General features: G+C 68.2%; 23 protein-coding genes and 1 pseudogene. 11 read left to right on the top strand and 13 right to left on the bottom strand.

What is annotated here, in order from left to right:
- Nucleotides 1-34: 34 nt before the first annotated feature.
- The 5 genes from queE to GO999_RS09100 all read left to right on the top strand — a co-directional run bounded on the left by queE (nt 35) and on the right by GO999_RS09100 (nt 4,446).
- Nucleotides 35-673 (top strand): 7-carboxy-7-deazaguanine synthase, encoded by a 639-nt coding sequence (gene queE / locus GO999_RS09120; RefSeq protein ID WP_020831956.1) that lies wholly within the window; start codon nt 35-37, stop codon nt 671-673.
- A 67-nt stretch (nt 674-740) separates the two neighbouring features.
- Nucleotides 741-1,217 (top strand): 6-carboxytetrahydropterin synthase QueD, encoded by a 477-nt coding sequence (gene queD / locus GO999_RS09115; RefSeq protein ID WP_011001399.1) that lies wholly within the window; start codon nt 741-743, stop codon nt 1,215-1,217.
- Nucleotides 1,218-1,236: 19 nt separating this feature from the next.
- On the top strand, nt 1,237-1,788 hold the full coding sequence (gene tadA / locus GO999_RS09110) for a tRNA adenosine(34) deaminase TadA (RefSeq protein ID WP_016727233.1): 552 nt from the start codon (nt 1,237-1,239) through the stop codon (nt 1,786-1,788).
- A complete protein-coding gene (ldcA, locus tag GO999_RS09105; RefSeq protein ID WP_011001401.1) occupies nt 1,785-2,711 on the top strand; it encodes a muramoyltetrapeptide carboxypeptidase in 927 nt (308 codons plus the stop codon). Before tadA ends, ldcA begins: the two co-directional genes overlap by 4 nt.
- 112 nt (nt 2,712-2,823) lie before the next feature.
- A complete protein-coding gene (locus GO999_RS09100; RefSeq protein WP_011001402.1) occupies nt 2,824-4,446 on the top strand; it encodes an ABC-F family ATPase in 1,623 nt (540 codons plus the stop codon).
- 323 nt (nt 4,447-4,769) lie between these two features.
- Here the strand turns inward: GO999_RS09100 and GO999_RS09095 are convergent, their stop codons facing one another.
- The gene (locus GO999_RS09095; protein ID WP_211906156.1) at nt 4,770-6,194 is read right to left on the bottom strand and encodes a Fic family protein; all 1,425 of its coding nucleotides are present in this window, start codon (nt 6,192-6,194) and stop codon (nt 4,770-4,772) included.
- Nucleotides 6,195-6,409: 215 nt separating this feature from the next.
- Here GO999_RS09095 and GO999_RS09090 point away from each other — a divergent pair, with 215 nt between their 5' ends.
- The 3 genes and pseudogenes from GO999_RS09090 to GO999_RS09080 all read left to right on the top strand — a co-directional run bounded on the left by GO999_RS09090 (nt 6,410) and on the right by GO999_RS09080 (nt 7,536).
- Nucleotides 6,410-6,616, top strand: coding sequence for a hypothetical protein (locus GO999_RS09090; protein WP_211906155.1), 207 nt, complete (start codon nt 6,410-6,412; stop codon nt 6,614-6,616).
- 51 nt (nt 6,617-6,667) lie between these two features.
- Nucleotides 6,668-7,146, top strand: a pseudogene (locus GO999_RS09085) (transposase); the annotation flags it as partial.
- 93 nt (nt 7,147-7,239) lie between these two features.
- The gene (locus GO999_RS09080) at nt 7,240-7,536 is read left to right on the top strand and encodes a hypothetical protein (RefSeq protein WP_021155792.1); all 297 of its coding nucleotides are present in this window, start codon (nt 7,240-7,242) and stop codon (nt 7,534-7,536) included.
- A 36-nt stretch (nt 7,537-7,572) separates the two neighbouring features.
- On the opposite strand, the gene GO999_RS09075 is transcribed toward GO999_RS09080, so the two are convergent.
- Complete coding sequence (locus tag GO999_RS09075; protein ID WP_020831961.1) at nt 7,573-8,127, bottom strand: hypothetical protein; 555 nt, start codon at nt 8,125-8,127, stop codon at nt 7,573-7,575.
- Nucleotides 8,128-8,285: 158 nt separating this feature from the next.
- On the opposite strand from GO999_RS09075, the gene GO999_RS09070 reads away from it, so the two are divergent.
- Nucleotides 8,286-9,722: an aldehyde dehydrogenase family protein gene (locus GO999_RS09070; protein WP_211906154.1), complete on the top strand. Its 1,437-nt coding sequence runs from the start codon at nt 8,286-8,288 to the stop codon at nt 9,720-9,722.
- A 57-nt stretch (nt 9,723-9,779) separates the two neighbouring features.
- Here the strand turns inward: GO999_RS09070 and GO999_RS09065 are convergent, their stop codons facing one another.
- Together GO999_RS09065 and GO999_RS09060 are read right to left on the bottom strand one after the other, a co-directional pair.
- Nucleotides 9,780-10,055 carry a DUF1289 domain-containing protein gene (locus GO999_RS09065; RefSeq protein WP_011001406.1) on the bottom strand — a complete coding sequence of 92 codons (276 nt, stop codon included), beginning with the start codon at nt 10,053-10,055 and terminating at the stop codon, nt 9,780-9,782.
- Between the two features lie 32 nt (nt 10,056-10,087).
- Nucleotides 10,088-11,947, bottom strand: coding sequence for a glycoside hydrolase family 15 protein (locus GO999_RS09060; RefSeq protein WP_011001407.1), 1,860 nt, complete (start codon nt 11,945-11,947; stop codon nt 10,088-10,090).
- Between the two features lie 28 nt (nt 11,948-11,975).
- Here GO999_RS09060 and GO999_RS09055 point away from each other — a divergent pair, with 28 nt between their 5' ends.
- Both GO999_RS09055 and GO999_RS09050 read left to right on the top strand, forming a co-directional pair.
- Nucleotides 11,976-13,217, top strand: coding sequence for a DUF2252 domain-containing protein (locus GO999_RS09055; protein ID WP_064047704.1), 1,242 nt, complete (start codon nt 11,976-11,978; stop codon nt 13,215-13,217).
- Nucleotides 13,218-13,357: 140 nt separating this feature from the next.
- Nucleotides 13,358-14,899 carry a methyl-accepting chemotaxis protein gene (locus GO999_RS09050; protein ID WP_211906153.1) on the top strand — a complete coding sequence of 514 codons (1,542 nt, stop codon included), beginning with the start codon at nt 13,358-13,360 and terminating at the stop codon, nt 14,897-14,899.
- A gap of 30 nt (nt 14,900-14,929) precedes the next feature.
- On the opposite strand, the gene GO999_RS09045 is transcribed toward GO999_RS09050, so the two are convergent.
- From GO999_RS09045 to GO999_RS09005, 9 genes are all read right to left on the bottom strand, one after another.
- Entirely contained in the window at nt 14,930-15,652 is a 723-nt protein-coding gene (locus GO999_RS09045; RefSeq protein WP_011001410.1) for an MgtC/SapB family protein, read from the bottom strand.
- Between the two features lie 101 nt (nt 15,653-15,753).
- Entirely contained in the window at nt 15,754-16,857 is a 1,104-nt protein-coding gene (locus GO999_RS09040) for a fatty acyl-CoA reductase (RefSeq protein WP_016725271.1), read from the bottom strand.
- Between the two features lie 328 nt (nt 16,858-17,185).
- A complete protein-coding gene (locus GO999_RS09035; protein WP_016727226.1) occupies nt 17,186-18,217 on the bottom strand; it encodes an XdhC family protein in 1,032 nt (343 codons plus the stop codon).
- Nucleotides 18,218-18,265: 48 nt separating this feature from the next.
- The gene (locus GO999_RS09030) at nt 18,266-18,907 is read right to left on the bottom strand and encodes an SRPBCC family protein (RefSeq protein WP_211906152.1); all 642 of its coding nucleotides are present in this window, start codon (nt 18,905-18,907) and stop codon (nt 18,266-18,268) included.
- Nucleotides 18,898-20,130 (bottom strand): vWA domain-containing protein, encoded by a 1,233-nt coding sequence (locus GO999_RS09025; RefSeq protein WP_028853242.1) that lies wholly within the window; start codon nt 20,128-20,130, stop codon nt 18,898-18,900. The genes GO999_RS09030 and GO999_RS09025 overlap by 10 nt, the downstream gene beginning before the upstream one ends.
- Nucleotides 20,131-20,134: 4 nt before the next feature.
- Entirely contained in the window at nt 20,135-21,040 is a 906-nt protein-coding gene (locus GO999_RS09020) for an AAA family ATPase (RefSeq protein WP_011001415.1), read from the bottom strand.
- A gap of 8 nt (nt 21,041-21,048) precedes the next feature.
- Nucleotides 21,049-21,855, bottom strand: coding sequence for an FAD binding domain-containing protein (locus GO999_RS09015; RefSeq protein ID WP_011001416.1), 807 nt, complete (start codon nt 21,853-21,855; stop codon nt 21,049-21,051).
- Between the two features lie 18 nt (nt 21,856-21,873).
- On the bottom strand, nt 21,874-24,258 hold the full coding sequence (locus GO999_RS09010; protein WP_211906151.1) for a xanthine dehydrogenase family protein molybdopterin-binding subunit: 2,385 nt from the start codon (nt 24,256-24,258) through the stop codon (nt 21,874-21,876).
- Between the two features lie 15 nt (nt 24,259-24,273).
- A complete protein-coding gene (locus GO999_RS09005; RefSeq protein WP_011001418.1) occupies nt 24,274-24,801 on the bottom strand; it encodes a (2Fe-2S)-binding protein in 528 nt (175 codons plus the stop codon).
- Nucleotides 24,802-25,085: the final 284 nt, after the last annotated feature.

Raw genomic sequence — 25,085 nt, 5'->3', positions numbered from 1 at the left:
ATCCGTAGTTTCCTGTGAATGCCACCGTTCAGACATGACTTACGCCGTCAAGGAAATCTTCTACACGCTGCAGGGCGAGGGTGCCAACACCGGCCGCGCAGCCGTGTTCTGCCGCTTCGCGGGCTGCAACCTGTGGAGCGGCCGCGAGGCCGACCGCGCCGCCGCCATCTGCCAGTTCTGTGACACCGATTTCGTCGGCACGGACGGCACGCTGGGCGGCAAATATCCCACCGCCGATGCACTTGCCGACACCGTCGCCGCCCAATGGCCGGCCGCGGCCACGGGCGGGCGGCCGCTGGTGGTCTGCACCGGCGGCGAGCCGCTGCTGCAGCTCGACCGGCCCCTGATCGACGCGCTGCACGCGCGCGGCTTCGAGATCGCCATCGAGACCAACGGCACCCTTGCCGTGCCGGACGGCATCGACTGGGTTTGCGTGAGCCCGAAAATGGGCGCCGAACTGGTCGTCACCCGCGGCGACGAGCTCAAGGTGGTGATCCCGCAGCCAGGCCAGGACCTCGACGCCTACGAACGGCTGGATTTCCGGCATTTCTTCCTGCAGCCCATGGATGGGCCGCTGGCGCGCCAGAATACGGCGCTGGCCGTCGAGCTGTGCCAGCGTCGTCCGCGCTGGCATCTGTCGCTGCAAACCCATAAGATGCTGGGCATCCGCTGAAGGCGGCTGCATCCCAGTCCCGTTCGATCCAGCCGTTGCGCGGCCCGCGCTGCCGCCACCTCGCTCCATGACCAAGACCGTTTCCATCACGCGCCGGCTCGAATTCGATGCCGGCCACCGCATCCCGGGGCACGCCGGCCAATGCCGCAACCTGCACGGCCACCGCTACCAGCTCGAGCTGACGCTGTCCGGCGAAGTGCTGCACAACGACAAGGCCACCGATGACGGCATGATCCTCGACTTCGGCGACGTGAAGACGCTCGCCGCCAAGCACCTGGTCGAGCTGTGGGACCACGCTTTCCTGGTCTATCGCGGCGACACCAAGGTGGTCGAGTTCCTCGAAGGCATGGAGGGCGGCCACAAGACCGTGGTGCTGGACGACGTGCCCACCGTCGAGAACCTCGCGCAGATCGCGTTCGACATCCTCGAGCCGGTGTTCCGCAACGTCTACGGGCACCACCTGCGGCTGTCCAAGCTGGTGCTGTACGAAACCCCCAATTGCTGGGCGGATGTGAAGCTCGCGCGTCCGCACGAGCAGGATTGACCCGGCCCATCCGACCCGCATGACGACTCCCCACGTGCTGACGCCGCCGCCAGGCATGTCCGCCCACGAGCGCGACGGCTACTGGATGCAGCAGGCGCTGGTGCAGGCCCGCCTGGCGTGGGGCGAGGGCGAGGTGCCGGTGGGCGCGGTGGTGGTGCGGGGCAACGAGATCGTCGGGGTCGGCTATAACGCGCCGATCGGTACGCACGATCCGTCCGCCCATGCCGAGATGCGCGCGCTGCGGCAGGCCGCCGTCAGGCTGGGCAATTACCGCCTGCCCGAATGCGAAGTGTTCGTGACGCTGGAGCCGTGCGTGATGTGCGCGGGCGCCATGCTGCACGCCCGCGTGGCGCGCGTCGTCTACGGCGCGCCCGATCCCAAGACCGGCGCGGCCGGCAGCGTGCTGGACCTGTTTGCCGAGGCGCGCCTGAACCACCAGACCGCCATCATCGGCAGCGTGCTCGCGCAGGACTGCGGCGACATGCTGCGCGCCTTCTTCGCCGAGCGCCGCGCCAGCCAGCGCGCCGCGCGCATGGCCTCCGCCTCCGACGATTCCGCTTCCGTCGCATGACCACTGTCCGCCTGATCGCGCCCTCCGGCTATCCGAACGATTCCGCCATCGCCGAGCGTGGCGTGGCGTTCCTGCAGGGGCAGGGCTGCGCGGTGGTCAACCAGGCATGCCTGGCGCGCCAGCACCAGCGCTTTGCCGGCGGCGAGCTGGCGCGGCTGGCCGATCTGCACCAGATCGGCACCGGCGGCGGCCAGGAGATCGCCATGGCCATCCGCGGCGGCTACGGGCTGACGCGGCTGCTGGACCACATCGACTTCATCGGCATCGGCCGGCGCGCGCAGGCGACCGACGCCATCATCGTCGGCCACAGCGACTTCACCGCGTTCTCGCTGGCCTACCTGGCCGCGACCGGCGGCGTGACCTTCGCCGGCCCGCACGTGTGCTCGGACTTCGGGCTGGAGACGGTCGATCCGTTCATGGTCGAGCACTTCTGGGGCATCCTGCGCAATCCGGCCTATACCCTGCGGGTGGACGCGCCGCAGCCCGGCGACTGCGCGCGTCCGGGCCGCTACGCCGGCACGCTGTGGGGCGGCAACCTGGCGATGCTGTGCAGCCTGGTCGGCACGCCGTACCTGCCGAACATCCGTGACGGCATCCTCTTCGTCGAGGACATCAACGAGCATCCCTACCGCGTCGAGCGGATGCTGCTGCAACTGCAGCAGGCCGGCGTGCTGGAGGCGCAGCAGGCGCTGGTGCTGGGCGATTTTTCCGGCTACAAGACCACGCCCTACGATGCCGGCTACGACTTCGGCGCCATGTTTGCGTATCTGGCCGAGCACCTGTCGATCCCGGTGGTCAGCGGCCTGCCGTTCGGCCATTGCCCGACCAAGGCGACGCTGCCCGTCGGCGCGCAGGCCGAGCTGGACGTGGACGCGGAGGGCTTCACCTTGCGCCTGTCGGGCTACCCGACGCTGCCCGGCTAGCCGGGCGACCATCCGCGTCACCGGCGGGTGGTAAAATTCCAGGTTTTCCAGATGGTGTCTGGCCTGTCACTGTGCCGGCGCCGCTCACCGCTTTTTTCATCAGGGTTTCCACGTGCTTTCCACCGCCAACATCACCATGCAGTTCGGGCCCAAGCCCTTGTTCGAGAACATCTCGGTCAAGTTCGGTGAGGGCAATCGCTATGGCCTGATCGGCGCCAACGGCTGCGGCAAGTCGACCTTCATGAAGATCCTGGGCAGCGATCTGGAGCCGAGCGCAGGCAATGTGATGCTGGAGCCGGGCGTGCGCCTGGGCAAGCTGCGCCAGGACCAGTTCGCCTACGAAGACATGCGCGTGCTCGACGTGGTGATGATGGGCCACACCGAGATGTGGGCCGCCGCGCAGGAGCGCGACGCCATCTACGCCAACCCGGAAGCGACCGACGACGACTACATGAAGGCCGCCGACCTGGAGGCCAAGTACGCCGAATACGACGGCTACACCGCTGAGGCCCGCGCGGGCGAACTGCTGCTCGGCGTCGGTATCCCGATCGATCAGCACAACGGCCCGATGAGCAGCGTCGCCCCCGGCTGGAAGCTGCGCGTGCTGCTGGCGCAGGCGCTGTTCTCGAATCCGGACGTGCTGCTGCTGGACGAGCCGACCAACAACCTCGACATCAACACGATCCGCTGGCTGGAATCGGTGCTCAACGAGCGCAATTCCACCATGATCATCATCTCCCACGATCGCCACTTCCTGAACTCGGTCTGTACCCACATGGCCGACATGGACTACGGCACGCTCAAGGTCTACCCGGGCAACTACGACGACTACATGGAAGCCTCCATCCAGGCGCGCGAACGCCTGCAGGCCGCCAATGCGCGCGCCAAGGAGCGCATCTCCGACCTGCAGGACTTCGTGCGCCGCTTCTCGGCCAACAAGTCCAAGGCGCGCCAGGCCACGTCGCGCCTGAAGATGATCGACAAGATCAAGGTGGAAGACATCAAGCCGTCGTCGCGCCAGAACCCGTTCATCCGCTTCGAGTTCGAGAAGAAGCTGCACAACCTGGCGGTGGAAGCCGAGAACGCGCGCAAGACGTACGACCGCAAGATCTTCGACGGCCTGACCATGGCCGTGCGCGCCGGCGAGAAGATCGCCATCATCGGCGAGAACGGCGCGGGCAAGACCACGCTGCTGCGCTCGCTGCTCAACCACTCGGTCAAGACCGGCGTGCAGCGCGGCATCGACGTGGACGGCGGCATCATCAAGTGGGCCGAGCACGCCAACGTCGGCTACATGCCGCAGGACACCTACGAAGAATTCCCCGAAGACCGCGACCTGATGGACTGGATGAGCCAGTGGACGCAGGCCGGCGACGACGACCAATCGCTGCGCGGCACGATGGGCCGCCTGCTGTTCTCGGCCGACGACATCAAGAAGAGCGTCAAGGTGCTCTCCGGCGGCGAGAAGGGCCGCATGATCTGGGGCAAGCTGATGCTGGGCCGCCACAACGTGCTGGCGCTGGACGAGCCGACCAACCACATGGACATGGAGTCGATCGAGTCGCTGCAGGTCGCGCTGGACAAGTTCGAGGGCACGCTGATCTTCGTCTCGCACGACCGCGAGTTCGTCAGCGGCCTGGCCACTCGCGTCATCGAAGTGCGGCCGGACGGCACGCTGACCGACTACCTCGGCACGTATGACGAGTATCTGCAGAGCCAGGGCGTGGAGGTCTGAGGTAAGAACCTCTACCGCAACCAAGGGGCCGCCAATGTGCGGCCCTCTGCTTTATGGTGTTCCACGCAGGCGAATGGGAGTTGTCCCAATCCTGATGTGTCCTGGTTGTGTACCCAAGCCGTTCCCACATGGGCACAAGACAATGGACATACTCAAGCGTTACATGCACCTGCTGGCGCACGATGTGGCGCTGAAGCTGGGGTAAATCCGCATACTTGGATCTCTGAGTAGTACCTGAACGTATCCACGGCCGCTTGGGATAGACGGCTTCCGTCGACGGGCTGAGCAGCCTCCACAAATCTAAACGACCCAGAGAAAGCTTTTTAGCTTACGACCTCGCCGAGGAGAGCATCAACAATCCTCGAGCCAAGTTCAGTTGTTGAAATTTCAACGATCTCATCGTCACCCTTACGGGCGAACCACTCGTCGCCGATGCCTATTCTTGTGGTGAGCTCGACTCCGAAGGGAGCATGCTCGTCGTCGGAAAGCCACTTCGGGAATCCCTCCGGGTTTTTCCGCGACCAGTACAGGGAGGGACCACCCTCTCGGTGGAGAAATTGATGCATACGAGAACTCCGATGTCCGATGTATGCGAGCTTTTCTAGCTTGGGTACACCGGGCACTGCGATGTTCACCATGAAGGCCCATGTGCGCGGCACGCTGTGTCCGTTGCATACCTCAACGTAATCCTCTACATCAAGAGGGTCTTCAAATACTCGAACGAAGCTCGACCCGCCAAAGCTTTCCATCGCAAGCGTGAGACGGTGCTCGATAATGGAGGCGAGCAACTTGACGCTGGTATCCCAGATGGTGAGCTGGGTCTTCTGTTTTTGCCGCAATTTTTCCAATGCCGGGTTGTACCCCTGCATCTTCTTCGCCGATAGCTCCAGCCCAGTCAGCGCACCACTAAGTTTGTCGAGGATGAGTTCGAGGAACGACCTAATGTCGCCGCCCTCATCTGATTCACCCAGTGCTTCGATGTAGCGGAATCGTTCCTTCTTCTTGATGATGATTGGCGGGTAGCCTGCCCGTACCAATTCGAGGTTGGTAATAGCGCGAGCCGTCCTGCCGTTGCCATCAATGTATGGATGAATGTGCGCCATCCACGCGTGAAGAACGGCTGCGCGAATGGGGGCTGGTAGATCGGCGTTTTCACGGGACCACGACTGCCATTGTTCCATCGCATCCATCACCGCTTCCCACGTCTTCGGTGGGGTGTGCTTAGACCCCCGGATGGCGACACGTTCTTTGCGCAGAACACCAGCACCAGAGCGGTCCCCCAGTATTAGGGCGTGCAGTTCGTGTAACTGGGCCAAGTCAGTGGGTTGATCCTTACTCCGAGCCAACTCAGTTAACCGGGTTAGTGCCTTGTCCAGAGCAATCGCGTCTTTGGTAAACGCTGGGTCGTGGCCAGTAATAGTGATGCCCTTCATCACTGCGAGTTCGGTTTCGCCCGCTGACAGAGTGTTGCCCTCGATGGCGTTCGATTCGGCCACCTGTTCGAACCTCTTTTCACCGTAGTAATTCCGTACCGTCTCGTTACTGAGAGAGCCGTTGCTGCGGAGGATTGCAACACGTTCCTCTAGCGCTGCAAGCTTGGCTTGCAGTTGTTCTTCCGCCGTCTTGTCAAGTAGGTAGGGGGTTCTATCCAGGTTGAACATGGTAAGAGGAGAGGTTTCACAAGCCCAGTCGCGAGACAGCGCAGTCAGGGTGAACTGTGGCGTCTCGTGGGAGATACTGTATCGCATGTATCGCCCGGACCAAATTTTGATCGGCATTTTTGCGGGGCCAGTGCTGCCCGCGTAGTCGCCAACGCCCCGCCCGATTGGTTGAGGTGTCCACGAGTCGCGCTACCCAGTTCACGTTAATCCTTCATCCCGGTAGCGTACTGCGGGTTTCGAACCTATACCTTCTGCACAGGCATCCGCATCCAATGAGCGCGTGCGTGAGCGCAGGGGGCATCATGACTGTGGGCACCCATCAACCATTGCTGATCTCGGATCATGCGCTTCAGCAGACCGTCGGCTGGATCGCGCTCCTGATGCCGGTGACCGTGCGGCTGCTCGCGCTGATGTTCGACCACATTTGGACGACGAATTCGATCAGCGCCTACTACTACACCAGCCTGCGCGATGTGTTCGTCGGCGCCCTGGTGACCTGCCCCCAATAAACCGGTCCACTGGGAAGCTAGTAGAGTCCGTTTTCGGAGAGGAAGACGGACATGAAGAAGCGGTTTACGGAAGCGCAAATCATCGGGTTCCTGAAGGAGGCCGAGGCCGGCGTGGCGGTCAAGGAGCTGTGCAGGAAGCACGGATTCAGTGACGCATCGTTCTACACCTGGCGGGCCAAGTTCGGCGGGATGGAGGTGTCGGAGGCCCGGCGGCTCAAGGAGCTGGAAGCCGAGAACGCCAAGCTGAAGAAGCTGCTGGCGGAAGCGATGCTGGACATGGAAGCGCTGAAGGTGGTGGTCAAGGGAAAGCCCTGAGCCCGCAAGCCAAGCGCGAGGCGGTCGTGGCGATTCGGCAGAAGGTCAGCATCTCCGAGCGTCGCGCCTGCCGGCTTGTCGGGCTGTCCCGCAGCGTGCTGCGTTACGAAGCGCAAACTGCGCCAGGAAACGAGATACTCAAAGCGCGGCTGGTTGAGCTGGCGCATGAGCGTCGGCGCTTTGGTTACCGGCGACTGCACGTTCTGCTGGAGCAAGGCCCGTCGACGCCGGCCGGCGGTGCGTCGATATCGGGCACCTAGCCCGTGGCCGGGCGTGCCCACCCTCGTACATCCGATGGGAGGTGAGTCATGCGATTGGAGACGGCGGCCGCGCTGGCCGGTCTTGCGCTGGCGGCAGGCGTCGCCCTGGCCGCGACGGCAGAGCAACGCGACCTCAACCCGACCCGGGACCCCGACGTGCAGCGCGGGATCGACGACACGCGGCGGGAACTCTTGCAAAAGCGCCAGGACGAAAAAAACCGCAGCACCAACACCGACGCCGCCAACAAGGACCGGCCCGAGACGGACGCGGGGCATCACGAGACCGATCACACCCAGGATGTCGAGATCGACCAGGGCACCTACAAGCTGCGGGGGCAGAAGTAGCCTGCCGGGAACGAGCGCGCGGCAGGGCGCGCGGGATCAGCTCGTCGCCTCGTCGATCAGCAGGTCCAGCTGCGCGATCACATGGCTGGTATCCGGCTCGCCGCGCGCCTTGGCCAGGGCAGCCTTGAGCGTGTCGCGCAGGGCGATCAGCTCGGCGAGGCTGGCGGCTTTTTCGACCTTCATCTCGAGCAGGTAGCCGCGCAGGCCGAGATGGCGGCTGATGGTCTCGGTGTAGAAGCGGTAGAGGCGCTGGTAGCCTTCGACGCCGTGGCCGTCGGCCGGGTTGTGCGCTGCGTTGTCCGCCGGAGGCGGTGCGCTGGACGGCGCATGCTGGGGGGGCGGCGCTAGTGCCGGGGCCTCGGGCGGAGGCGGCGTGTCGGCCACGTGCGGGCGGATGTAGCCGTCTCGCTCCAGCGCGTCGAACTCCGCCTGCTGCATGCCCAGCGGCTGGAGCTGGGTGAGGATGTCGTCGCAGGTCTTTTCGCCGTTGACCATCAGCAGCAGCGCGCGGTGCTTCTGGTCGAGGCGGTGCGAGCGCGTGCGGATTTCTTCGTGGCCCTTGTCGGTCTTCTGGTAGATGGTGGCGGTCATGTCGTCTCACTCCCTCGGCCGGGCGCGTCTGCGGTGCGCGCTCTGCTGGCTCTACAATAAAGCGATCATAACCGCCCGGGGGCGCTGGCGATCCTAGTCGCAACCCGGAGTCCACGCTGCGCGAGCCGCGCAGATCCACCAGAGCGAGACGAGCACCGATGCAGCAACGCGACACACTGTTCATCAACGGCCAATGGGTGGCGCCGCAGGGCAAGGGCACCATCGACGTGATCCATTCGACGACCGAAGCCGTGATGGGGACCATCCCCGAAGGCAGTGCCGCCGATGCCGAAGCCGCCGTGGCGGCTGCCCGCGCGGCGTTCGACGGCTGGGCGGCCACGCCGGCGCCCAAGCGCGCCGAAATCATCCTGAAGATCGCCGACGGCCTGAAAGCCCGCAGCGAGGCGCTCGCCGAGCTGATCGCCGGGGAGGTCGGCATGCCGATCAAGCTGGCGCGCGCGATCCAGGTCGGCAGCCCGGTCTTCAACTGGGGCCACTTCGCCAAGCTGCTCGGCGCGTTCCCGTTCGAAGCGCGCGTCGGCAACTCGCTGGTGGTGCGCGAGCCGGTGGGTGTGGTGGGGGCCATCACGCCGTGGAACTATCCGCTTCACCAGATCACGCTGAAGGTGGCGCCGGCGCTGGCGGCCGGTTGCACGGTGGTGCTCAAGCCGTCGGAGGTGGCGCCGCTCAATGCCTTTGTGCTGGCGGAGGTCATCGAAGCGGCCGGGCTGCCGCCGGGGGTGTTCAACCTCGTCACCGGCTATGGTCCGGTGGTGGGCGAGGTGCTGGCGAGCCACCCGGAGGTCGACATGGTGTCGTTCACGGGTTCGACGCGCGCGGGCAAGCGGGTGGCGGAGCTGGCCTCGCAGACGGTCAAGCGCGTGGCGCTGGAGCTGGGCGGCAAGTCGGCCGCGGTGGTCCTGGACGATGCCGACCTGGCCGCGGCGGTCAAGGGCACGCTGTCGGCGTGCTTCCTGAATTCCGGCCAGACCTGCTCGGCGCACACCCGCCTGCTGGTGCCGCGCGCCCGGTACGAGGAGGTGAAGGCCCTGGCCAAGCAATTCGCGGCGACCTACGTGCCGGGCGATCCGGCGCAGGAGACTACGCGGCTCGGCCCGCTGATCTCGGCCGCGCAGCGCGATCGCGTGCTGGGCTATATCCGCAAGGGGCTGGAGGAGGGGGCCGAGCTCATCGTCGGCGGCCCCGAGAAGCCGGAGGGCGTGTCGACCGGCTACTTTGTCCGGCCGACCGTGCTCGGCAACGTCAAGCCGTCCGATACGGTGGCGCGCGAGGAGATCTTCGGCCCGGTGCTGACCATCCTCTGCTATGACGACGAAGAGGAGGCCATCCGGATCGCCAACGACAGCATCTATGGGCTGGCCGGCGGCGTATGGTCGGGCGACGAAGCGCGGGCGATGCGTGTGGCGCGGCGTATCCGCACGGGGCAGGTGGACATCAACGGCGGGCCGTTCAACATGCTGGCGCCGTTCGGCGGCTACAAGCAGTCCGGCAACGGGCGCGAGCAAGGCCAATACGGGCTGGAGGAGTTCCTGGAGTACAAGGCGCTGCAGCTCAAGCCCGCGCAGGCGACCTGATGTTTCGCGAACCGGCTCCCATTGACCGCAGACCCGGCCTCGGCCGGGTTTGTGCTTTCAGCGGCGGCTGCCGTCGGGGTTGAAGCCCTGCGCGGAGCCCTCGGTGAGGATGCGGGTCCAGACCGCATTGCGCTCGTCGTCGGACATGAACACCCAGTTGCTGACTTCGAGCGCGGTGCGGCCGCACCCCTGGCAGACCTCGTCGAAGAGCGTCGAGCAGATGCCGATGCACGGGCTGTCCGGGCGGCTGAACAGGGTGCCGCTGGGCGCACTGCCGGCATCGCTGTCGACATCGTTGCCGGAAGGCGGGAAGAAGGCGGTCGGATCGGTCATGGCCGTTATTCTACCGGGCGCGCGGGCGCGCTTCAGGTGCCGGTGCGCTGGCCGACGTGATCGGCCGCCGCGCACAGCGCCAGCGCCGAGTTCACCAGCGCGATATGCGAGAACGCCTGCGGGAAGTTGCCGAGCATGCGGCCCGAGCCGGGATCGTATTCCTCGGCCAGCAGGCCCACGTCGTTGCGCAGCGCGAGCAGCTTGGCGAACAGCGCCCGGGCTTCGTCGTGGCGGCCCTGCAGCACGAGGTTGTCGACGTACCAGAAGCTGCAGGCGAGGAACACGCCTTCGCCGGCGGGCAGTCCGTCCGTCACGGCTTCGGTGCGATAGCGGCGCACCAGGCCGTCGGCCAGCAGGTCGTCTTCGATGGCGCGCACGGTGCGCTGGATGCGCAGATCGGATGCAGGCAGGAAACCGACCAGCGGCAGCATCAGCAGGGCGGCATCCATTTCGCGGCTGCCGTAGCTCTGCACGAAGCAGCCGCGTTCGGCACTGTAGCCGTGGCGGCAGACCTCGTCGTGGATGCGGTCGCGCACGGCCCGCCAGCGGGCCAGCGGGCCGTCCAGGCCGAACTGTTCGATGGTCTTGACCGCGCGGTCGAACGCGACCCACGCCATCACCTTGGAATGCGTGAAATGCCGCGCCGGGCCGCGCACCTCCCAGATCCCCTCGTCGGGCGACTGCCAGGCGGCTTCGAGGTGCGTCATCAGCGCGACCTGCAGGCGCCAGGAGGCCGCGTCGCCGTCCAGGCCGCCCTTGCGGGCGATGTAGAGCGCGTCCATCAGCTCGCCGTACACGTCCAGCTGCAGTTGCACGGCCGCCGCGTTGCCGATGCGCACCGGCTGCGCGCCTTCGTAGCCGGGCAGCCACGGCACGGTCCACTCACCCAGGCGGCGTTCGCCGGCGATGCCGTACATGATCTGGATCTGCGCCGGGCTGCCGGCCACCGCGCGCTCCAGCCATGCGCGCCAGGCGCGGGCTTCGCTGTAGTAGCCCGCGTTCATCAGCGCGAGCAGGGTCAGGGTGGCATCGCGCAGCCAGCAGTAGCGGTAGTCCCAGTTGCGCACGCCGCCGGGCTGTTCGGGCAAGGAGGTGGTGGGCGCGGCCACCAGGCCGCCGGTCGGGTGATAGGTCAGCGCCTTGAGCGTGATGAGGGAGCGCTCGATGGCCTCGGCCCATTCGCCGGCGCCCCGGCAGCGGCCGGACCAGGCGCGCCAGCGAGGCTCCGTGTCGCGCTGGGCTTCGATGGCATCGATCGATGCGGGCAGCGGCCGGTGCGATGGCGAATGCGTCAGCACGAAGGGCATCGCCTCGCCGGCTGCCACGGCAAACTCGGCGACGGTGGACAGGTTCTCGCCGCGCACCTGCGCCGGCGTGCGCAGCACCACCATGTCGGGGCCGGCGATGGCGCGCAGTACGCAGCCGGGCATCTCGCACGGGTCGTCGGACACGGCGCCGGTTTCTTCCGTCACGCGGCTGACCCACGGGACGGAGGCGCCGTAGTCAAAGCGCAGCGTGAGGTCCATGCGCATGGCGACGGTACCTGACAGCCCGCGCACGATGCGCACCAGGTCGGAGGTGTCTTCGCGCGCGCTGGGGGTGCCCGGCAGGCGGGAGGGCATCAGATCGGTCAGGCTGGCGGTGCCGGTGTCGGTCTCGAACACGGTCTCCAGGATCAGCGTGCCGGGCAGGTAGCGGCGGCGGACGGCGCGGATGGGGCCTTGCGGGGCGATGCGCCAGCGGCCGTGGTCGGGCGTGCCGAGCAGCGCGGCGAAACAGGCGCCGGAATCGAACCGGGGCCAGCACAGCCAGTCGATCGAGCCGTCGCGAGACACCAGGGCGGCGGTTTCGCAATCACCGATCAGCGCGTAATCTTCGATTCTTGAGGGCATTTCACTCCACTCCAGAGAGACCCGCTTCATGCACGATAGCACCCGCGCCATTCTCGAATACAACGCCGGCCGCGATCCCGAGCGGCTCACCCGCAAGCTGGCCGCCATGGCCGACGATCCATTCTCGTTCTTTCGTGGCACCAACCACCTGTACGCCGCCTCGGTGGCGGATTCGCCGCTGCTGCACGAGGCGCCGCGCACCCTCGTCTGCGGCGACCTGCACCTGGAGAACTACGGCAGCTTCAAGGGCGACAACGGCCTGGTCTACTTCGACATGAATGATTTCGACGAGGCCCTGTGCGCGCCCTTCACCGTCGATCTGGTGCGCGTGCTGTCCAGCCTGCAGGTGGCGGCGCGCAGCTGGAAGCTGGCCGACGAAGATGCCCACAACCTGTGCCGCCGCTTCGTGGACACCTACGCCGCCGCGCTGGTCGACGGCAAGCCGCGCTGGGTGGAGCGCGCCACCGCCGTCGGTATCGTGCGCGATCTGCTGCGCGGGCTGCGCAACCGCAAGCGCGCGCCTTACCTGCGCGAGCGCACGGTGCGCGACGGCAACCAGATCCGGCTGCGGGTGGACGGCCACCGCACCCTCGCCGCCGGCCGGGACGAAGCCCGCCGCGCCCGGCGCATCCTGGAGGCCTACGCGCAGCAGGGCAACGGCCACGGGCAGCGCTTCGTCGCCGTGGACGTGGCGCGGCGCATTGCCGGCACGGGCAGCCTGGGGCTGGAGCGCTATGTGGTGCTGGCCCGTCCGGAGAACGATCCCGACACGCTGCGGCTGATCGACATCAAGCTGGCAGTCCCGAGCGTGTGGGCGCAGGCCCTGGGCGTGCCGGGTAACGTGTCGCGCTGGTCGGCGGAGGCGGCGCGCGTGGTGGGCGTCCAGCGCGTGTCGCAGGCGGTGTCGCCGGCGCTGCTGCGGCCGGTGGTCTACGCGGGCAAGGGCGAGCGGGCGTGCTCGTACGTGGTCAAGAGCCTGCAGCCGACCGCCGACCGCGTGGCGCTCGGCACCGGCAAGCATGTGGTCGCCGATCTGGACGATGCCCTGCAGACCATGGCCCATGTGGCGGCATGGTGCCACCTGCGCGGCTGCGGGCGCTTCGGCACCGACCTGGTCGAGCGCCTGCAGGACTACGCGGCGGGCACGGCATGGCGCAAGTCCGCGCTCAAGCTGGCCGGGCACGGGCGGCAGGTGGCGCTGCGGCAATGGCGCGAATTCGCGCAGGACTACCGCGCGGCCAGGGGCGACGTGCACCACGAGCGGGCATGAATGTTCAACAAAGCGCGCGCTGTGCCACTTCAGGCTCAAGTTTGAGAACGGGCTACCGATAGACCCCATTGCAGCCGGCCGGCCGCCGCGATGGTCGTGGCGCGTGAGAGAGCCGGCGTGGTCCTCCGTTCTCTCACGCTATGCTCGCTCGCCTGACGATACGCACCCGACTGGTCCTCACGGTTTCCATTCTGTTCCTGCTGGCCTTGCTGATCGGCGTGGCCGGGCTGCTTGGCCTGCGCGACGCGAACGGCGCGCACGAAGAGACCTACCGCAACCAGTTCCCGTCGGCGCTCGCGCTGGGCGAATCCGACCTCAGCCTGACCCGCGCCCGCACGGCGCTCGACAAGGCGATGCTGTATCCGGAAGACAAGGACGCGATGCAGTTGCTGGACCGCACCGAAGAGCTGATCACCCGCTCCGACGCGGCCTGGAAGAAATACCTGGCGCTGCCGCACGGCGACGAAGAAACGCGGCTGTCCAAGGAGGTCGGCACCAAGCGCGAAGCGGCGGCCGGCAGCCTGCGCGACATCATCAAGGCGCTGCGCGCGAGCGACCGGGTCGCGGCCGACGCCATCATGGACAAGCGCGTTTCCAAGTCCTTCCGCGAGGCCAACGACGCCAGCCAGGCGCTCGGCAAGCAGCAGCTGACGTTCTCCAAGGCCAATTTCGACGATTCCCAGCAGGCCTACGCGCGCATCCGCAATCTGGTGATCGCGGCCATCGTGCTCGCGCTGGTGGTGTCGGCCGGATGCGCGTGGCTGCTGCTGCGCGCCATCGTCGGGCCGCTGAATGCCACGCTGGCGCAGTTCGACCGCATTGCCGCCGGCGACCTGACGCAGCCCGTGCGCATCGACCGCCGCGATGAGATGGGCCACCTGCTGGAGGGTCTCGCCCGCATGCAGGCCGCGCTGACGGACACGGTGCGCCGGGTGCGCCATGGCTCGGAATCGATCGGCGCGGCTACCAAGCAGATCGCCGCCGGCAACGCCGACCTGTCGCAGCGCACCGAAGGGCAGGCGAGCTCGCTGGAAGAGACGGCGTCGAGCATGGAGGAGATGACCTCGATCGTGCGCCAGAACGCCGACAACGCCCGCCAGGCCAGCCAACTGGCCGATAGCGCCTCGGCGGTCGCCAGCCAGGGCGGCGCCGTGGTGACCGACGTGGTGGCGACCATGCGCGAGATCAGCGCGTCGTCGCGCACGGTGTCGGAGATCATCGGCGTGATCGACGGCATTGCGTTCCAGACCAACATCCTGGCGCTCAACGCCGCGGTGGAGGCCGCCCGCGCCGGCGAGCAGGGCCGCGGCTTCGCGGTCGTGGCCGGCGAGGTGCGCAGCCTGGCGCAGCGCAGCGCCGCGGCCGCCAAAGAGATCAAGGAGATGATCGAAGCCTCGCTCGCCAAGGTCGACACCGGCAGCAAGCTGGCCGAGCAGGCCGGCAGCACCATGGAAAACATCGTCACCTCCATCCGCCGCGTGACGGACATCATGGGCGAGATCGCCGCGGCCTCCAGCGAGCAGAGCTCGGGCATCGAGCAGGTCAACAAGGCGGTCACGCTGATGGACGAAGCCACCCAGCAGAACGCCGCGCTGGTCGAGCAGGCCGCCGCCGCGGCCGAATCGCTGGAAGAGCAGGCGCAGGCGCTGAACGAGGCGATCGCGGCCTTCCGGCTGGCCTGACGCGCGCCGGGCCCGGCTGGCCGCGCGGGCTTACTCGGTGGTGCTGGGGTTCCAGTACGCCTGCGCGATATGCGGCTGCGCGGCCAGCGCGCCGACGATCCGGTCCAGCTCGCCGGCATTGACGGCGGTCGACATCAGCATGGCCTCCAGCTCCACGTGGTCCTCGCCGAACGGCGCGACCGAGAGATCGCTGATCGGGTAGCTGGCCTCTTCCAGCAGGCGCTCCAGGTCGGCGAGCGCGTCTTTCTGGCGCTCGCGCGTGGAGATGGCGTGCACGGTGTAGGTGACTTCGCTGGCCTGATTGTCCAGCGGCGTGCGGTTGATGCGGTCGACCACGGGCCGCAGCAGGATGTTCGAGGCCAGCACGAACAGCGAGATCATCAGGGCCTGGCCGAGCAGGTCCGAGCCCGCCGCCGCGCCCACGGCGGCCGAGCCCCACAGCGTGGCGGCGGTGTTCAGGCCGCGCACGTTCAGCCCTTCCTTCATGATCGTGCCGGCGCCCAGAAAGCCCACGCCCGAGACCACGTAGGCGATCACGCGGGTGGTATCGGCGGGCGAGCCGATCTGCGCGGCCATGTCGACGAAGGCCGATGCCGACACCGCCACCAGCGCGTTGGTGCGCAGGCCGGCCGTGCGCTGGCGCACCTGCCGCTCAAAGCCGATCAGCGAGCCGAGCCCGAAGGCGGCCGCCAGGCTGATAAAAGAATCCAGCAGGGTGGCGGCGTTGAATTGGGCAACGGCTTGCAGCGTCATCGGCGGGCTCCTTCGTAACGAAAGGCGGGGTCTTCGGGAAAGCGCCGACGGTTATAGCACGGCGCCGCGTCAGGCCGTGCGGGTAGCGGGTGCCCGGTGGCCTATTTGTAGTCCCACTGCATCTGCCGGGTGATCGACTCCGACTCGGAGGTGTCCAGGCAGCGGTCCAGGTAGCTCAGCAGCGAGCGCGGCTGGAAGCCGGTTTCCGCCACCAGCCGCGTGTTGTCGAACACGTAGCTCATGCTGGCGAACTTGGCGTACAGATGGATGGCGCGCGCCACCAGCCGCACGTTGCCGTCGCCGGTCGTGCGCAGGAACTTGCGGGCCAGCGCCTTTTCTTCGATCTTGGGCTGGTACACGTAGCCGGCCAGCGCCTGCGCGTCTTCTTCCGGGCTGGCGCAGCGCTTGAAGCGCGGATACAGCGTCTCGATGCATTCCGAGTGGGCATCGCCGGCGCTGATGTGGTACAGGTCGTGCGCGAGCGCGGGCCGGGTCGCCAGGCGCACGATGGCTTCGGCGCAATCGTCCACCGACAGGATGTCGACGCGGTCGGATAGGCGGCAGCTGAAGGTCTCCAGCATGGCCACCATGCGCAGCATCCAGAAGATGCTGCCCGACGGCGCGCACCCCAGGCGGCTGTGGCCGACCACGATGGACGGGCGCACCACCACCAGCGGCAGCTCGGGAAATACCTCGCGCAGCTTCAGCTCGGCCATCCCCTTGGAATAGGTGTAGGGCACGGCATGCTGCTCCAGCGGCGGGACGTTCCAGGCTTCCCGCACATGGCGGTCGGCCAGCTGGCCGCATGACATGGCCGTGCCGATGTGCACGAACCGCTTGAGCCGCTTGCCCCGGCTGGCCAGCCGGCCCAGCTCCAGCACGCCGCCGACGTTGGTGTCCCACAGCGCGGGATGGTTCGAGAACGTCGCCAGCGCGGCGCAGTTGATGAGGATTTCCGGATCGCCCAACTCGGCGGCCGCGGCGTCGCGCAAGTCGAACGGCACGATCTGCCGTTCGGACAGCCCATCCAGGACCGCCGCGCCCAGCTCGAAGCGTGCCAGGTTGGCGCGCAGGCGCGCCAGGCCTTCAGCGGTGGATTCCCCCCGCACCGCGAAGCGGGTCTCGCCCAGCAAACCCTTCTCCGCCAGATTGGCGGCAATGGCGCCGCCCACAAAACCGGTCGCGCCGGTGACCAGAATACTCATGCCTGAGACTCGAAATTCGTAGCGTCGCGGAGCGGATTGCCCGCGCCCGCAGATTCCCCGTTGCTCGCCATGGCTCGCGCTTGCAGTGCAGGCGCGGTGCCCGGGCCGAAGGACGCCTCGGACCGGACGGTCCGCAAGGCGTTGCCAGGTATCGGCAGCCCGCGAGGATGGCGTGATCAGGCGCCGGGCCGTGTTGATGTTGTGTCGTCGGGCCAGCGCCGAAATCAGCGATTAATAAGAATGTAACCTTTCGGGCGCCTTACGGCCAGCAGTTTGCAATCCCTACCCGCGAAGGGAAGCCGAAAGGCCGTTCACGCGTGAACGACATCTAGGTGTGCGGGACCGCGCAACCGGACGCCGCATTGGCCGCGATCTCGCGGGCGGCCTTGGCGCCTTCGACCTGCAGAAGCGTCGGCAGCGACACGCCGTTCTTGGCGGCGGTCACCTCGGCCAGGATGGAGATGGCGATCTCCGGCGGCGTGCGGCTACCGATATAGATGCCGACCGGGCCATGCAGCCGTGCGAGCTCGGCTTCGGTCAGGTCGAATTCCTTCAGGCGTTCGCGCCGGTTGGCGTTGTTGCGCCGCGAGCCCAGCGCGCCCACGTAGAAGGCGGGCGTCTTGAGCGCCTCCATCAGCGCAAGGTCATCGAGCTTGGGATCGTGGGTGAGGGCGATGACGGCGCTGCGCTCGTCCAGCTTCATCGCCAGCACGGTGTCGTCGGGCATGGTGCGGACCATGGAGACGCCGGGAATCGTCCATTCCTCGCTGTATTCCTCGCGCGGGTCGCACACCGTGACCTGGTAGTCGAGCCCCACGGCGATCTGGCACAGGTAGCGCGACAGCTGCCCCGCGCCGATCACCAGCATCCGGTAGCGCGGGCCATGGATGGTGACCAGGCGCGCGCCATCGAACTGCAGGCCGTCGGTGACGGCGGCGTGCTCGAGCCGCGCCGCGCCGCTCGCCATGTCGAGCGTGCGCGCCACCAGCTGGCCGGCTTCCACGGCATGCAGCAGGGCGTCGATCCCGCTGGCGGCGGCGAGCGGCTCCAGCACCAGCTGCAGCGTGCCGCCGCAGGGCAGGCCGAAGCGGTGCGCCTCTTCCGCGCTGATGCCGTATTTCACGGTCTCGGGCCGGGTCTGGTTCAGGCCTTCGCGCCGCACGCGGTCGATCAGGTCGTCTTCGATGCAGCCGCCGGAAACCGAGCCGACCACCACGCCGTCGTCACGCAGCGCCAGCATCGCGCCCTCGGGCCGGGGCGAGGAGCCCCAGGTCTTCACCACGGTCACGAGCAGCACGCGCCGCTGCTGCTCCAGCCAGCGCACGCTGGTCTTCAACACTTCGAGATCGACGCTGTCCATGGTGCACTTCCTGGCCGGTGCGGCGAATGCGTGGGGAGGGATGCCTGATTATGCGCCGTGGTGCAGAAACAGGTAGGCCGCCACGATGGCCACCAGCGCGACGATGATCCATGGCCACGGGTTGCGCGGCTGCACGGCCGGGCTGATGAGCGGCGTGCGTGGGGCGCCGTGCGCGGCCAGCTCGCCGGAGGCCAGGTCGGGGATCGCCTGGTCGGCGGCGGCGGCATCCAGGGGCCCGGTGCCTCCGGCCGGCCCGAACTCCGACGCAAAGCGCTGGAAGAACTCGTCGGCCAGCTTGCGGGCGGCGCCGTCGATCAGGCGCGAGCCGATCTGGGCCAGCTTGCCGCCCACCTGGGCGTGTGCCGTGTAGGACAGCCGCGTCACGGTCGGGCCCTCCGGCGCCAGTTGCACCTGCGCGGTGCCCTTGCCGAAGCCCGCGGCACCGCCCTGGCCGTCGAAGTGCAGCGTGTAGCTGCGCGGCGGCACGATGTCGGCCAGTTCCATGCGGCCCTTGAAGCGCGCCTTGACCGGCCCGACCGCGGCCGTCATGGCGATGTCGTAGGCGTGCTCGGCCGCCGCCGTGACGCTTTCGCATCCCGGTATGCAGCGCTGCAGCACGGCCGGATCGTTGAGCGCATCCCAGGCGGTCTGCAAGGGAACGGGCAGGAGATGGGTCTGGGTCAGTTCCATGGTGCGGTGACGGGGGCGTGGGCGGGGCGGCGCGGCGCGCGCGCATGACGAGCATGCGCCAATTCCTGCTCGAGCGCAGCCAGACTGTCGAAGTGATGGGCGGGCACCATGGTGTCCACGTGCGGCAGGATGGCACGCACGCCGCGCGCCCGGGGCTCGAAGCCGGCGAAGCGCAGCAGCGGATTGAGCCAGACGATGCGGTGGGCGAAGCGCGCCAGCCTCGCCATCTCCGCGTCGAGCAGGTCGATGTGCTCGTGGTCCAGCCCGTCGGTCACCAGCAGCACGGTGGCGCGGCCGGACAGCGTGCGGCGGGCCCAGCGCCGGTTGAACTCGGCCAGCGCCGCGCCGATGCGCGTGCCGCCGGACCAGTCCGGCACCTGTTGCGCGATCGCCTGCACGGCCACGTCCGGATCGCGCTCGCGCAGCTGCCGCGACACGCTGGTCAGGCGCGTGCCGAACAGGAACGCCTGGATGCGCTCGCGCGACTGCGCCAGCGCGTGGCAGTAATACAGCACCGCGCGCGAGTAGCGGCTCATCGATCCGGAGATGTCGAGCAGCAGCACCAGCGGCGGCGTGCGGTCGACCGGCTGGCGGTATTTCCAGGCGGTCCATTCGCCGCCGGCGCGCACGGCCTGGCGCGCGGTCGCCCGCAGGTCGGGGTGGCGCCCGCGCGAGGCCGCCTTCAGCCGTCGCGTGCGCTCCTGCGCCAGGTGCACGCGGCGGCGCCGGATCATGTGCTGCAGCATGCGCCATTCGTCGGCGTCGAGCGTGTCGAAGTCGCGCGTGCGCAGCGCCTCGTGCGCGGAGAAAGCGAACGGCGCGGCGATATCGTGGCGCTCGCCCTCGGGGGCCGGACCGGGCGGCAGGCCGGCCGCGGGCCGGGTGCGCAACGCATCGGCCAGGCGGTTGCTGCGCTGCACCGGCGCGCCGCCGCGCACGCGCGGCAGCAGCAGGGCGCGCAGCTTGCCTTCCCAATCGGGGTCGCGCCAGAACAGGTTGAAGGCGGCGTCGAACAGGATGCGCTCATCGGGGTGCGCCACCAGCAGCGCGGCCAGGGCCGCCCGCACGTCGTCGCGGCGGCCGATGTCGATGTGGCCCAGCGCCTCGATGGCGTCCACCGCGCGCGACGGCGCCAGCGGCATGCCGGCGCCGCGCAGCAGCCGCACGAAATGCGTCACGTTGCGGGCCAGCATCGGTGGAGAGCGGGGCGTCGGGGCCGGCATGGCGTCATTCCGGCAGGGCGGGGGCGGTCAGTAACTGCTCGATGGTCGGCGTGTCCACGCGGGCCAGGTCGTCCTGGTACTTCAGCAGCACGCCCAGCGTGTCCTGCACCGACTGCGGGTCGAGCTCGGTGACGTTCAGCGCCGCCAGCGCGCGGCACCAGTCGATGGCCTCGGCAATGCCCGGCGCCTTGAACAGGTCGATGCCGCGCAGCCGGTGCACGAACGCCACCGCGCGCTGCTGCAGCCGGGCGGCGGCCTCGGGGGCGCGCTGGGCCACGATCTGCAGCTCGCGCGCCGGGTCCGGGTAGCCGATCCACTGGTACAGGCAGCGCCGCTTGAGCGCATCGTGCACTTCGCGCGTGCGGTTGGAGGTCATGACGACCAGCGGGATCGTCTGCGCGCGCACGGTGCCGAATTCGGGAATCGACACCTGGAAATCCGACAGCAGCTCCAGCAGGAAGGCCTCGAACGGCTCGTCGGCGCGGTCGATCTCGTCGATCAGCAGCACGCGCGGCCGATCGGTATCCGTGGGGTGCGCAGGGTCGGGCAGCAGGGCCTGCAGCAGCGGGCGCTTGAGCAGGAATTCGTCGCGGTAGAGGGTGTCGGCGCGGGGCCGCTCGCCGGCCGCCTCGGCCAGGCGCAGCGCCATGATCTGGCGCGGGTAGTCCCATTCGTAGAGCGCGCTGGCGGTATCGAGCCCCTCATAGCACTGCAGCCGCAGCAGCGACGTGCCGAGCAGCCCGGCCGCGGCCTTCGCCAGTTCAGTCTTGCCGACGCCCGGTTCGCCTTCCAGGAACAGCGGCCGCTGCATGCGCAGCGCGAGAAACAGGGCGGTCGCCAGCTCGCGGCTGGCGAAGTAGCCCTGGGTTTGCAGTCGGGCGATGCAGTCGTCTATCGAGTCGACCGGCATGCGTCTCCCTAGTGGTGCCGTGCGAGGGCCTGCTCGACGGCGCGGGCCGCCAGCACCGGGATCAGGTGCGCGCGGTATTCCGGCGAGGCGTGCAGGTCGCCGACCAGCGCGTCGGCGGAGACCGTCACATGCCGCGCCGCTTCCGACGTGAAATTGGCCGACAGCGCCTGCTCCAGCGGCGCGCAGCGGAACACGCACGGCGCCGCGCCCGTTACCGCCACGCGCACGTGGCTGCCCTTGCGGCTGACGAACACGCCCACCAGCGCGAAGCGCGAGGCGGGGTTGCGGAATTTCACATAGGCCGCCTGATCCGGCACCGGGAACTGGACCTCGGTGATCAGCTCGTCCGGCGCCAGCGCGGTTTCGTACATGCCGAGGAAGAAATCGTCGGCGGGAATGTCGCGGCGTTCGGTGACGACGGTGGCGTTCAGCGCCAGCACGGCGGCGGGATAGCATGCCGCGGGGTCGTTGTTGGCCAGCGATCCGCCCAGCGTGCCCATCGCGCGCACCTGGCGGTCGCCGATGCCGCCGGCCAGCTCGGCCAGCGCCGGCAGCATGCGGCGCACGTCTTCGCTGTCGGCCACGTCGGCATGGCGCGTGGCCGCGCCGACCGTGACCACGCCGGGCTGCGAGCGGATGCCGGCCAGGCCGGGAATGCGGGTGATGTCCACCAGCATGGCCGGCTGGGCCAGCCGCAGCTTCATCGCCGCCAGCAGGCTCTGGCCGCCGCCGAGGTACTTGCCGTCCGGATGCATCTTCAGCGCGGTGACGGCGGTCTGGGCGTCGGTGGCTTTGTGGTACTCGAAGGCATACATGGCGCGCTCCTGGTCAGGTCAGGCATTCGCCCGCGCGGATTGGATGGCCCGCCAGACGCGGTGGGGCGTGGCCGGCATCTGGATGTCCTTCACGCCCAGCGGCGCCAGGGCATCGACGATGGCGTTGATCAGCGCCGGCGGCGAGCCGATCGCGCCGGCCTCGCCGCAGCCCTTCACGCCCAGCGGGTTGTGCGTGCAGGGCGTGCCCTTGGCGGTCTCCACGGTGAAGCTCGGCAGGTCGTCGGCGCGCGGCATGGCGTAGTCCATGTAGGAGCCGGTCAGCAGCTGGCCGCTGTCGTCGTACACGCAGCCCTCCAGCAGCGCCTGGCCGATGCCCTGGCCGAGTCCGCCGTGCACCTGGCCCTCGACGATCATCGGGTTGATGATGTTGCCGAAGTCGTCCACCGCCACGAAGCGGTCGATGCGCACCTCGCCGGTCTCGGGGTCGACCTCCACCTCGCAAATGTAGGCGCCGGCCGGGTAGGTGAAGTTGGCCGGGTCGTAGAAGGCGTTTTCGTTCAGGCCCGGCTCGAGCTTGTCGAGGGGGTAGTTGTGCGGCACATAGGCCGTGAGCGCGACCTCGCCGAAGGTCTTGGTGCGGTCGGTGCCGGCCACGCGGAAGACGCCGTCCTTGAACTCGATGTCCTCGGCGGAGGCTTCCAGCAGGTGCGCGGCGATCCTCTTGGCCTTGGCCTCGATCTTGTCGAGCGCCTTCATGATGGCCGAGCCGCCCACCGCGATCGAGCGCGAGCCGTACGTGCCCATGCCGAAGGGGATGCGCCCGGTATCGCCGTGCACGATCTCGACGTTCTCGATCGGCACGCCCAGGCGATCGGCCACCACCTGCGCGAAGGTTGTCTCGTGCCCTTGTCCGTGGCTATGCGAGCCGGTGAACACGGTGACGGAGCCGGTCGGGTGCACGCGGATCTCGCCCACCTCGAACAGGCCCGCGCGCGCGCCCAGCGCCCCGGCGATGTTGGACGGCGCCAGCCCGCACGCCTCGATGTAGCAGGAGTAGCCCATGCCGCGCAGCCGGCCCTTGGCGCGCGAGGCGTCGCGGCGGGCGCGGAAGCCCGGCACGTCGGCCAGTTCGATGGCGCGGTCCAGGCAGGGTTCGTAGTCGCCCGTGTCATACGTCAGGCCGACCGGCGTGGCATACGGGAAGCTGCGGATGAAGTTGCGGCGGCGCAGTTCGGCCGGGTCGATCTGCAGCTCGCGCGCCGCGGTCTCGACCAGCCGCTCGACCACATAGGTGGCTTCCGGCCGCCCGGCGCCCCGATAGGCATCGACCGGCGCGGTGTTGGTGAACACCGCCTTGACTTCCGCGTAGATGGCGGGCGTCCGATACTGCCCGGCGAGCAGCGTGGCATACAGGATGGTCGGCACGCTGCTGGCGAACGTCGACAGGTACGCACCCATGTTGGCGATGGTGTGCACGCGCATGCCGAGGAAGTTGCCTTGCGCGTCGAGCGCCAGTTCTGCGTGCGTGACGTGATCGCGGCCATGCGCGTCGGTCAGGAAGGACTCGGAACGCTCGGCCGTCCACTTGATCGGCCGGCCGACCTTCTTCGATGCCCAGGTCAGCGCCACGTCTTCCGGGTACAGGAAGATCTTCGAGCCGAAGCCGCCGCCCACGTCGGGCGCGATCACGCGCACCTTGGCCTCGGACAGCCCCAGCACGAACGCCGACATCAGCAGCCGCTCGACGTGCGGGTTCTGGTTGGCGACATAGAGCGTGTAGCTGTCGTCCTGCCGCGAGTAGCTCGCGTTCACGGCGCGCGGTTCGATGGCGTTCGGGATCAGCCGGTTGTTGACGATGTCGAGCCGGGTGACATGCGCGGCACGGGCGAAGGCGGCGTCGGTGGCAGCCTTGTCGCCGTGGCCCCAGGTGTAGCAGGTGTTGTCGGGCACGCCGTCGTGGACCGCGGTGCCGGCGGTGCTTGCCGCGGCAGGGTCGACCACGGCGGGCAGTTCTTCATATTCCACATCGATCAGCTCGACGGCATCCTTGGCGATCTTCACCGACTCGGCCACCACCAGCGCGACCTGGTCGCCCACGTGGCGCACCTTGCCCTGCGCGAGCACGGGGTGGGGCGGCTCCTTCATCGGCGAGCCGTCGAGGCTGTGGATCAGCCAGCCGCACGGCAAGCCGTTGACCTTGTCGGTGGCAAGGTCCTCGCCCGTGAGCACGGCGAGCACGCCGCGCTGCTTGCGGGCGGCTTCGGCATCGATGCGGACAATGCGCGCGTGCGCATACGGCGAGCGCAGGAACACGGCGTAGGACTGGTGTGCCTGCACCACGTCGTCGGTGTACTGGCCCGCGCCCGTCAGGAAGCGGTAGTCCTCCTTGCGCTTGACGGCCGCGCCGATCAGGTGGCGGTTGGGTTCTGCGGGAGCGTTCATGGCGGTCTCCTCGCGTCAGGCGGCATGGGCGCGCGCGGCGGCCAGGCTCTGCAGCGAGGCGTCTTCGCCTTCGGCAGCCGCCATGGCCTCGGCGCCTTGCAGCACGGCGCGCACGATGTTGTGGTAGCCCGTGCAGCGGCACAGGTTGCCGTCCAGCTGCTCGCGCACCTGGCGCTCGTCGGGATGGGGGTACTGCGCGACCAGCGCGGTCGCCGCCATCACCATGCCCGGCGTGCAGAAGCCGCATTGCAGGCCGTGGCATTCGCGGAAGGCTTCCTGCATCGGGTGCAGCTTGCCGTTCCTGGCCAGGCCTTCGATGGTGGTGACGTCCGCGCCGTCGGCCTGCACAGCCAGGATATTGCACGACTTCACCGCGCGGCCGTTCATGTGGACGGTGCAGGCGCCGCATTGCGCGGTATCGCAGCCGACATGCGTACCGGTGAGCCTCAGGTGCTCGCGCAGCAGCTCGACCAGCAGGGTATGGGGTTCGACGCTGACGGTGACGGGCGCGCCGTTGACCGACAGGCTGAGGCTGATCGCCATGGGAGTCTCCTTGGGGATGGGCGCCGGATGCCTGCGTCGCAGCGAAGATGCGCGCGAGGTCTGTGTGGGTGGTCGCGACTCTACTCAGTAAAGCACACCAGGAGGAGAAGACAACCGGAGGGGGACGGGCGCGGCGGCGCACTGCCGCGGCACGCAAAACGCGCGCCGCAGACGTGACAAAGGGCCGGAATCCGGCCCTCGATAAGGCACCAGGCGATTATGACCTGGCGGGTGTGGCGGCACGCGGCCGGCGCACGGTTACTGCGAGTACTGCTGGGTGTTGC

Origin of the sequence: Ralstonia nicotianae (genome assembly GCF_018243235.1) — a bacterium.
GTDB lineage: Bacteria > Pseudomonadota > Gammaproteobacteria > Burkholderiales > Burkholderiaceae > Ralstonia > Ralstonia nicotianae.
The sequence above is the reverse complement of the archived record's forward strand: the minus strand, read 5'-3'. Positions and strand labels throughout refer to the sequence as shown.

Coding starts and splice junctions, on each gene's coding strand:
- GO999_RS09040 (WP_016725271.1), bottom strand. CDS start 16,857: ATGAGTATTCTGGTCACCGGCGCGACCGGTTTTGTGGGCGGCGCCATT.
- GO999_RS09060 (WP_011001407.1), bottom strand. CDS start 11,947: ATGCCCTCAAGAATCGAAGATTACGCGCTGATCGGTGATTGCGAAACC.
- GO999_RS09095 (WP_211906156.1), bottom strand. CDS start 6,194: ATGCGATACAGTATCTCCCACGAGACGCCACAGTTCACCCTGACTGCG.
- GO999_RS09080 (WP_021155792.1), top strand. CDS start 7,240: ATGCGATTGGAGACGGCGGCCGCGCTGGCCGGTCTTGCGCTGGCGGCA.
- GO999_RS09010 (WP_211906151.1), bottom strand. CDS start 24,258: ATGAACGCTCCCGCAGAACCCAACCGCCACCTGATCGGCGCGGCCGTC.
- tadA (WP_016727233.1), top strand. CDS start 1,237: ATGACGACTCCCCACGTGCTGACGCCGCCGCCAGGCATGTCCGCCCAC.
- GO999_RS09075 (WP_020831961.1), bottom strand. CDS start 8,127: ATGACCGCCACCATCTACCAGAAGACCGACAAGGGCCACGAAGAAATC.
- GO999_RS09015 (WP_011001416.1), bottom strand. CDS start 21,855: ATGTATGCCTTCGAGTACCACAAAGCCACCGACGCCCAGACCGCCGTC.
- queD (WP_011001399.1), top strand. CDS start 741: ATGACCAAGACCGTTTCCATCACGCGCCGGCTCGAATTCGATGCCGGC.
- GO999_RS09050 (WP_211906153.1), top strand. CDS start 13,358: ATGCTCGCTCGCCTGACGATACGCACCCGACTGGTCCTCACGGTTTCC.
- queE (WP_020831956.1), top strand. CDS start 35: ATGACTTACGCCGTCAAGGAAATCTTCTACACGCTGCAGGGCGAGGGT.
- GO999_RS09055 (WP_064047704.1), top strand. CDS start 11,976: ATGCACGATAGCACCCGCGCCATTCTCGAATACAACGCCGGCCGCGAT.
- GO999_RS09090 (WP_211906155.1), top strand. CDS start 6,410: ATGACTGTGGGCACCCATCAACCATTGCTGATCTCGGATCATGCGCTT.
- GO999_RS09025 (WP_028853242.1), bottom strand. CDS start 20,130: ATGCCGGCCCCGACGCCCCGCTCTCCACCGATGCTGGCCCGCAACGTG.
- GO999_RS09045 (WP_011001410.1), bottom strand. CDS start 15,652: ATGACGCTGCAAGCCGTTGCCCAATTCAACGCCGCCACCCTGCTGGAT.
- GO999_RS09035 (WP_016727226.1), bottom strand. CDS start 18,217: ATGGACAGCGTCGATCTCGAAGTGTTGAAGACCAGCGTGCGCTGGCTG.
- GO999_RS09065 (WP_011001406.1), bottom strand. CDS start 10,055: ATGACCGATCCGACCGCCTTCTTCCCGCCTTCCGGCAACGATGTCGAC.
- GO999_RS09005 (WP_011001418.1), bottom strand. CDS start 24,801: ATGGCGATCAGCCTCAGCCTGTCGGTCAACGGCGCGCCCGTCACCGTC.
- GO999_RS09030 (WP_211906152.1), bottom strand. CDS start 18,907: ATGGAACTGACCCAGACCCATCTCCTGCCCGTTCCCTTGCAGACCGCC.
- GO999_RS09020 (WP_011001415.1), bottom strand. CDS start 21,040: ATGCCGGTCGACTCGATAGACGACTGCATCGCCCGACTGCAAACCCAG.
- GO999_RS09070 (WP_211906154.1), top strand. CDS start 8,286: ATGCAGCAACGCGACACACTGTTCATCAACGGCCAATGGGTGGCGCCG.
- ldcA (WP_011001401.1), top strand. CDS start 1,785: ATGACCACTGTCCGCCTGATCGCGCCCTCCGGCTATCCGAACGATTCC.